At 69.5% G+C, this 7629-nt stretch carries 8 protein-coding genes; 5 read left to right on the forward strand and 3 right to left on the reverse strand.

Annotated features, from left to right (window positions below; translation table 11 throughout):
• Positions 1–93: 93 nt before the first annotated feature.
• Positions 94–240, forward strand: a complete 147-nt coding sequence (locus CCN37_RS39825) for a hypothetical protein (RefSeq protein ID WP_168200654.1) — start codon at positions 94–96, stop codon at positions 238–240.
• On the forward strand, positions 240–1100 hold the full coding sequence (locus CCN37_RS13340; RefSeq protein ID WP_086821067.1) for a formyltetrahydrofolate deformylase: 861 nt from the start codon (positions 240–242) through the stop codon (positions 1098–1100). The genes CCN37_RS39825 and CCN37_RS13340 overlap by 1 nt, the downstream gene beginning before the upstream one ends.
• A gap of 134 nt (positions 1101–1234) precedes the next feature.
• On the opposite strand, the gene CCN37_RS13345 is transcribed toward CCN37_RS13340, so the two are convergent.
• Positions 1235–1810: an ABATE domain-containing protein gene (locus tag CCN37_RS13345; RefSeq protein ID WP_246843010.1), complete on the reverse strand. Its 576-nt coding sequence runs from the start codon at positions 1808–1810 to the stop codon at positions 1235–1237.
• Between the two features lie 90 nt (positions 1811–1900).
• Here CCN37_RS13345 and CCN37_RS13350 point away from each other — a divergent pair, with 90 nt between their 5' ends.
• Positions 1901–2773, forward strand: a complete 873-nt coding sequence (locus tag CCN37_RS13350) for an MBL fold metallo-hydrolase (protein ID WP_086821078.1) — start codon at positions 1901–1903, stop codon at positions 2771–2773.
• Positions 2774–2952: 179 nt separating this feature from the next.
• Here CCN37_RS13350 and CCN37_RS13355 read toward each other — a convergent pair whose 3' ends face one another.
• Positions 2953–3564 (reverse strand): isoprenylcysteine carboxylmethyltransferase family protein, encoded by a 612-nt coding sequence (locus CCN37_RS13355; RefSeq protein ID WP_210407999.1) that lies wholly within the window; start codon positions 3562–3564, stop codon positions 2953–2955.
• A gap of 310 nt (positions 3565–3874) precedes the next feature.
• Here CCN37_RS13355 and CCN37_RS13360 point away from each other — a divergent pair, with 310 nt between their 5' ends.
• Both CCN37_RS13360 and CCN37_RS13365 read left to right on the forward strand, forming a co-directional pair.
• Positions 3875–4201, forward strand: coding sequence for a hypothetical protein (locus CCN37_RS13360; protein WP_143261593.1), 327 nt, complete (start codon positions 3875–3877; stop codon positions 4199–4201).
• A gap of 33 nt (positions 4202–4234) precedes the next feature.
• Positions 4235–4615, forward strand: coding sequence for a hypothetical protein (locus CCN37_RS13365; RefSeq protein ID WP_086821071.1), 381 nt, complete (start codon positions 4235–4237; stop codon positions 4613–4615).
• Between the two features lie 61 nt (positions 4616–4676).
• Here the strand turns inward: CCN37_RS13365 and CCN37_RS40825 are convergent, their stop codons facing one another.
• Positions 4677–7379 carry a macrolide family glycosyltransferase gene (locus CCN37_RS40825; RefSeq protein ID WP_256388041.1) on the reverse strand — a complete coding sequence of 901 codons (2703 nt, stop codon included), beginning with the start codon at positions 7377–7379 and terminating at the stop codon, positions 4677–4679.
• Positions 7380–7629: the final 250 nt, after the last annotated feature.

A 7629-nucleotide genomic window follows, 5' to 3' on the forward strand; every position in this document is an offset into this window, starting at 1 on the left:
GTGAATGGCCGCTTCCCCGCGCGGGGTGCGCCACCGCCCACCTATCCCGCCAGCAAGACCGAGTCGTTCGCCACGACTGGAAGGGAATTGCAGATGTCATACAGACGGGGTAAGCGAGGCCGGTCGTGGTGGCTGGTGCTGAGCGGCGTGTGGAACGCGGTGATGGTGGGCGCGCTGCTGGTGTTGTACGTCGTGTGCGTGCTTGTGGACGGGTTGCGCCGGCGCCGGGCGGAGGCGTGATGGGGACCGGGGAGTACGTGCTCGTCGGCGCCGTCCCGGGCGGGGGCGGCGCGATTGAGATGGTGCTCGAGTGGGTGGGCCGGCACGGGCTGGTCGGGGAAACCCGTGTGGCACCTGATGCCGCGGGGAACCTGTTCGTGCGCCTTGTCTTCCGCTCAGACCGGCCGGAGCGTGAGTTGCGGGACGGCTTCGCCGCGATCGGGACGCAGTGGGTGGCGCGATGTGAGATCCACTCACTGACGCGCCGCCCTCGCGTGCTCGTGCTCGGTTCCCAGCAGACGCACTGCGCGGCGGACCTGCTCGACCGGTGGGCCAACGGCCGGCTGGACGTGGAGATCGCCGCCGTCGTGTCCAACCACAGCACGCTGGAGCCCGTCGCCGCCGCGCACGGGATTCCCTTCACGCGCTTACGGATCGATGACACGGGCCCGGCGGAGGCGGAGGAGGAGCTGCGTCGACTGGTCAAAGAGCACAGCGCGGAGCTGGTCGTGCTCGCCCGCTACATGCGGATTCTGTCGCCGCAGTTGTGCGCGTGGTTGGACGAGCACGACGTCCCGGCGATCAACGTGCACCACAGCCTGCTGCCCAGCTTCGTCGGGGCGCGGCCGTACCGGCAGGCCGCCACGCGGGGCGTCAAGGGGGTCGGGGCCACCGCCCACTACGTGACCGCCGAGCTGGACCAGGGCCCGATCATCGCGCAGCAGTGGCGCTCGGCCAGCCACCTGGCACGCCCGGGCGAAGCCGATCTCGCCCGGTTGGGCCGCGACGCGGAGGTCACGGTGCTCGCCGAGGCCGTCCAGCTGCACTGCCAACACCGGGTGCTGCGAGCCGATGACGGGACCACGGTCGTGTTGGGCTAGCACGACCGAGCCTGAGAGCCAGCACGGTGCCGGTGGAGCTGTCGGTCACCCGCACACCTCCAACGGCCAGGGGCGGTTCGGCGGTGAGCACGGGTTGCATCGTGATCGCGCGCACGGGTGCGCTTCCCGACTTGTCAGCTGGGGGTGCGGCGGGAGTAGGCGCGGGCGGCGCGGGCGCGGTCGCCGCACCGCGTGCAGCACCAGTGGCGGCGACCGTGGCGCAGCAGGAACCGGTTGCAGGGGGCTGAGCCGCAGCGGGCGAGACGTTCGGCGTCGGGGCCGGTGAGCAGGTCCGCCCCGTTGGCCGCGAGGGTGGCGAGGGCGTGCGCGAGGATCTCGTTGGTGGGACACGGGATCGCGCGGTAGGGGCCGGTCGTGTCGTCCCAGTGCAGCAGTTCGGCCGTGGCAGCCCGGCTCAGCGCGTCGTTGACGGCGGACAGCGCCGTGGGCAGGGCGGGTACCCCGTCGACGCGGGCGGCGCACAGGGACCTGAGGTGCTCGCGCAGTGAGCGCAGTTGCGCCGCGCACATCTCGCTGACCTCGACGCCGGGGGGCGCGAGGCCGTGCTCCCGCAGCCACGCGGCCGTCGCCGTCGGAGTGCCGAGGTGGTCGACGAACTGCCCGTTCGGCAGGGCGAGTGCGCTGTTGGCGAAGTCGAGCGCGACGTAGCGCTCGGCCCCTGGGGCGGGCGGGAGCGCGTGTTCTGCCATGAGTCTCATGGTAGCGCTTGTGTTCATCCGTGAGACACGGTTACCGTCCTTCCTCACGGATGGAAACACCTTCAAGCGTGAGGAGTCGTGGTGGCCCCGTATCCACCCGCGTTCCAGCAGGTCCCCGTCCACGTGCTCGGCGGCCCGACCGCCCTGGTCGAGTACGGCGGTCTGCGAGTGCTCACCGATCCGACCCTGGACGGTCCCGGCGACTACGAGGTGCCCGGCGGCTCGCTGACCAAGACCGCGCCCGCCCGCACCACGGCGGCCGAACTCGGCCGCATCGACGTCGTGCTGCTCTCCCACGACGAGCATCCCGACAACCTCGACACCGCCGGACGGGCACTGCTCGCCGACGTCGCGCTCACCCTCACCACGCCCGGCGGTGCCCAGCGCCTTCGAGGCACGGCCCGAGGGCTGGCCGACTGGGAACGAGCCGTCCTCGACCGTCCCGGGGGCGGCACCCTCACGGTGACCGGGGTGCCGGCCGTGCACGGGCCCGGACCGCGCGAGGAGGTCGAGAAGATCACCGGCGAGGTCGTTGGTTTCGTGCTGACCGGGACCGCGCTGCCCACCGTCTACGTCAGCGGGGACAACGCCTCGCTCGCCGCGGTCGAGGAGATCGCGGAGCGTTTCGGCCCCGTCGACACCGCGATCCTGTTCGCCGGGGCACCGCGCTTCTCCGTGCTCTTCGACGGAACGCCGATCGTTCTCGACAGCGCCCAAGCGGCCGAGGCAGCCAGGATTCTGGGCGCCCGCCGGGTGGTGCCCGTGCACCACGAAGGCTGGGCGCACTTCACCGAAGGCAGGAACGACCTGGTGGCCGCCTTCACCGCGGCCGGTCTCGAGGACCGCTTGGACTTGGACGGGACAGGTGTGGTTGCCGCGGTTGAGCTGCTTGGACCAGCCCTGGGCCATCACCAACGGGCCGTCCCAGGTTCGGCTTCCGTCGGATCTGCATGACGCCCTCGTGAAAGTGTTCTTGAGAAGCGGCTAGAAGCAGAAACAGCCCTTGTGTTGGGGTTCGAAGCGCAAGTCCGGAAACCAGTCGTCGGATGGTGTTCGCGCGTTTCTTCGCCTGCCTGGAACTGACGACGCGAATGTCCGTTTGCCCCAGGAACAGGGGACGCGCCCGGAGGCCGCTAGCCGGTGCGGTCCGATCGTCGGGGGAGCCTGGGCAGGTAGCGGCCGGTGGTGGCCAGGTAGCGCTCGTAGTCCTGGCCGTGGTGCGCGAGCAGGTAGGGCTCTTCGACGGTGCGCACCTGGAGGTGGATGGCGACCACCAGGGCGAGGAAAGCCAGCAGTGACAGCACATCTCCCGCGATGAGCGTCAGCCCGGCGGCGGTGATGATCATCGCGGTGAACACCGGGTTGCGCACGTGCGCGTAGGGGCCGAGGCGGACCAGGTCGGTGGACTCGTCCGGGTCCACTCCGATCCGCCAGGCGGCCCCCATCGCCTGCTGGGCGAGCAACGTGCCCACGATCCCCGCAACGGCGAGCACGATTCCGACCACGTCGAGCACGGGGTGATCGAGGACCGCGCCGATCAGGCCCGCGACCTGTGCCGCCGGTCCGGCCAGGCCCGCCGTGACGGCGGCGGCGAAGAGCACCCCGCCCCACCACTGCGCGGAGCCCGCCCGGCCGCTGATGCCGTGGAAGCCGGAAGAGCCGGTGCGGCGGCGGTGCAGGACGGTCCGCACGCCGAACGCGAGCGTCAGGTAGAGCACGCACAGCACAAGCGCGACGGCGGCCACGGCAGCGCCCCTTCCTCGGTCACGGCAGTCCACCGGCAACAGTACATCGGACACTGTACTGTTGCGGATGGCGCTGAAGTGTTGGGCGCCCTTTCTGTTTCTTGAATTCTTGGTGAAAGTCCGACAGGGTTCACTATTTGCGGGCGGGCATGAGGTTTCCTCATGTCGTTTCTGTTGGAGGGCTTGCCGTCCCTGTTTTTGGCTACACGTCCATTGGGATGGTCGGAGTCGGTCAGTTGGCGGTGTTAGCGTTCGCGTGCCTGCCATTGTTTGGCGGGTTATCGCGTTTCGCACTGAGCAGGAGAGAACTGTGTATTCCTCGTCGCAGCCGCCCACTGTGCCGCCCGGCCCGCCGGTGATGGGCAGGACCTCCCTTGTGAAGTGTCTGCTCGCGGGACTCGTGTGGTTCGGGGCGGCGCTGGTCATCGTGGGGATCGCGCTGGGGTTTCCGTCGCCGGAGGTCGCGGGCGGGGTGACCGCCAGGCTGCTGCTGCCCGGCTTGCTGGCCGGTCTCGTCGCCTGGCTCTTCCTGCGCAGGCGAAGCTCGACGTTCGTGCTGAGGTGCGTGGTGGCGCTGCCGGGCTACGTCGTGCTGGCGTTGCTGTTCGGCGCACTGCGGATCGTCAACGAAACCTGATCGACCACCAGTAGAGATCGGAGGAGATCGTTCATGCGCGCTCGACGTGTTCTCCCAGCCATCGCGTTCGGACTGACCCTGGCCGGAGGGCTGGTCGCGCCGACCACCGCCCAGGCAGCGCCTGCGGGGTGCTGGCCGTACGTGTCCGTGTTCGTCGATGCCGACCTCGGCGGCCCCGCGGAGGGCGTCGGATTCTGCGACGCAAAATATGTCAACCTGGGGAAAACGGTGCGCGACCAGGTGTCGAGTTGGCATTTCGTGGGCAAGGTGGGCGATGCCGCTTGCTTGATCGACACGTCCGCTGGTCGCGAGATCGTGCTCGATCGGATCGTGCTCGCGCTGGGGCCGCCCGTGGGCGCCAAGAACGTGCCGTCATGGGCCAACGACCGCGCCGACGCCGTTCGTCAGTGCTGAACGGCGACAACACCCCAGCGCGATCGGCCTGCGCTGGGGTGTCCTGCGCTGAACGGCGTGGTCAGCTGATGGACATGGCGTGGTGGAAGATCCCGCGAGGGTCCCACTTCGACTTCACCTGCGACAGGCGGGCGTAGTTGTCCTTGTAGTACAGCTCCTGCCACGACAGCCCGGACTTGTTCAGCGTCGCGTCGGCCAGGTCGACGTCCGGGTAGTTGATGTAGCAGCCGTCGCTGATCTCGTCGATGCCGGGCACACCACCGGTTTCGGCGTACACCGAGGCGTACCACTGCCGAATCCACGTCAGGCTCGCCTCGTCGTCGGTCTCGCTGCCCCACATCGAGCAGAACACCGCCTTGATCACCGAATCTCGTTGCGGCAGCGCGGTTTCGGCGGGGGCGACCGCGTTGACCTGGCCGCCGTAGCCGACCAGCAAGAGGTAGCCGACGGCGTCGGTGGGCTCGCTGAGGTAGCGGTGGGTGGCGGTCAGCTGCGCGTCGGTGTAGGACCGCCGCAGGTAGCCGCCCTTGTACTTGATGCGTCGGGTGGCGGGGTTGTCGGGGCCGCCCATTCCCTGCCACGTTAAGCCGTCCAGCCACGGCGCAGCGGCGGAGCCCGGTGCGAAGGGTGGCGCGTCGACGCCCGCGGTGAGCTCGGCGACGTGCCCGTCGATCATGGACTGGGCGTCGGGGTGGGCCGCGTCGATCTGGATGTTGACCATGACGCCGAGCGCGGTGGGGTCGGGGGTCCGGCGCGAGGCCAGCAGGACGCTCCACAGTGGAGTGTTCGGTGAGTCGGGGTCGCTGTTCTCCTCGTGCCACCGGCCGTAGTTGCCGACGAGGGTGACGAAGCTCTTCTCGTCCAGCGCCGCCCACGGCCAGATCAGCTGCGCGCTCAGCATCCGGCCGGGCGGGCGCGGCAGCAGCGAGCCGGGGTCGGTGCCCGAAGCTCCGGGGGAGCGCATCCAGAACCTGGTCGCCACACCGAAGTTCCCGCCGCCACCGCCGGTGTGCGCCCACCAGAGGTCGTGGTGCGGGTCGTCGGGCTCGCGGGTGGCGACGACGGCCCGCGCGTGACCGTCGGCGTCGACCACGACGACCTCGACGGCGTGCAGGTGGTCGACGACGGTGCCGAAGGAGCGCGACAGCGACCCGTTGCCGCCGCCGATGATGTGCCCGCCCAGGCCGATCCCGGTGCAGTTGCCGCCGGGGATCGAGACACCCCAGCCCTTGAACAGGGACTCGTAGACCTGCCGCAGCGTCGCGCCGGCCTCGATCATGAAGGCGTTGCGCGAGGCGTCGAACTCCACCCGGTTCATCTGCGACATGTCGATGAGGGCCCGCACGCCGGAGGTGGTGAAGTCCTCGAAGCAGTGCCCGCCGCTGCGCACCGCGACCCGGACGCCCTCGCGCACCGCCGCGGCGACGGCGTTGACGACCTGGTTGGTGGAGCGCACGACGTGCACGCGGTCGGGGGTGCCGATGAAGCGCTGGTTGTTGGCCACCAGCATGTTCGGGTAGCGGAAGTCCTCGCGGGTGATGGTCGTCGGCTGGTCCGCCGCGTCGGCGAGCCGGGTCTCGATCACGTCGGCGGCGCGCGCGGTGCCACCGGCGGCGTCGATGTGCCCGGCCATCTCGTCGATGCGAGCCAACAGCCGCGGGTCGGCCGCGACGTCGATCACGGCCTGCCGCAACGCCTCCGCGCTGAGTTCGGCCGGGGGGAGGACGCGGCCGAGGCCGAGTTCGGCGACGCGGTCGGCGATGGTGGTCTGCTCGGTCAGCTCGGGCACGACGACCACCGGGGTGTGCTCGTGCAGCGCGGTGAGCACGGTGCCGATGCCGCCGTTGCACACCAGGGCCGAAGCGTGCTTGAGCACCGCGGCCTGCGGGACCCACGAGCGGACCTCGAAGTTGGCCGGGATCTCGCCGAACGAGGCATCGGGCTCGCGCCCGCCCAGCGTCAGCACGACGTGCCAGTCGAGGTCGCCGAACGCGGCGGCGCATTGGCGGAAGAACGCGGGGCGCTCGTTGAACTGCGTGCCGAGCGATACCAGCAGCACCGGGCGGCCGTCCGACGGCGGAGCCCATTCGCCCTGGTAGACCGCGCCGTCGAGGGCCGGGCCGACGAACACGTGGTTGTCGGCGAAGCTGTCCCCGCACGGCTGGAACTCGCGCGGCACGAAGGTCAGCGTCAGCTCGCGGGTGGTGGTGAGCGCGTTCATGTCGATCTGGTGCTCCGCGAGCAGCGGGGCCATCCGGGTGATGAGCTCGACGGTGTCCAGCGCCGCCCGCGTCGGGGCGGGGCCGCCGAACACCTCCTGCTGGCTCCGCGCCGGCCAGTTGTAGGTCTCGTTGAACGCGAGGTTCGGGTGCGTCCCGACGATCGGCACGCCCCAGCGGCGGCCGAGCACGGTCGCCACGCCGAGCAGGAGCGGATCGTAGGCAATGAGATCCGGCGGGTCGGCGGAAAAGCGCGCCGCCAGCTCGTCGATATGCAGCACGCTCTGCTCGAAGAATCGCATGCAGGCCAGCAGGACGGCCTCGGTGCTGGAGTTGTCGGCCAGCTCGAAGGTGATCGTCTTCGCCATCTCCGGTGGGTAGGCCAGCAGCGCCGCCCCGGAGCGGCGCACGTCCTCGGCGAAGGATTCATTGGTCGCGTAGGTGGTTCTGTGGCCCCTTCTCGTTAATTCCTGGGCGACCGAGAGGGTGGGGTACATGTGGCCGTAAGCGGGAACTCCGAGAAATGCGATATGGCTTCTTTTCATGACTGATAAGGCCTCTCTCTGTCCGGTCGCCGGGGGCCGAGTGGTCGCATCAACGCTGCTTACAGCATCTAGGGCGGTCGTGGGGGGAACTTAGGGGTACCCCCTAAGTTTTGTCGAAAAGGTAGCAATGCAGTCGCATTGCCATCGACACTGGCGAGGTGGTCGAAATGTCGCCGCGCATTGTTGTGGGCATTTCTGATCGCCTCCGTGATTTGTGGGAGGAGTCTGCGCAAAAATGGGGAGCGAGGAC

The organism is Allokutzneria sp. NRRL B-24872 (assembly GCF_002155965.1).
GTDB lineage: Bacteria > Actinomycetota > Actinomycetes > Mycobacteriales > Pseudonocardiaceae > Allokutzneria.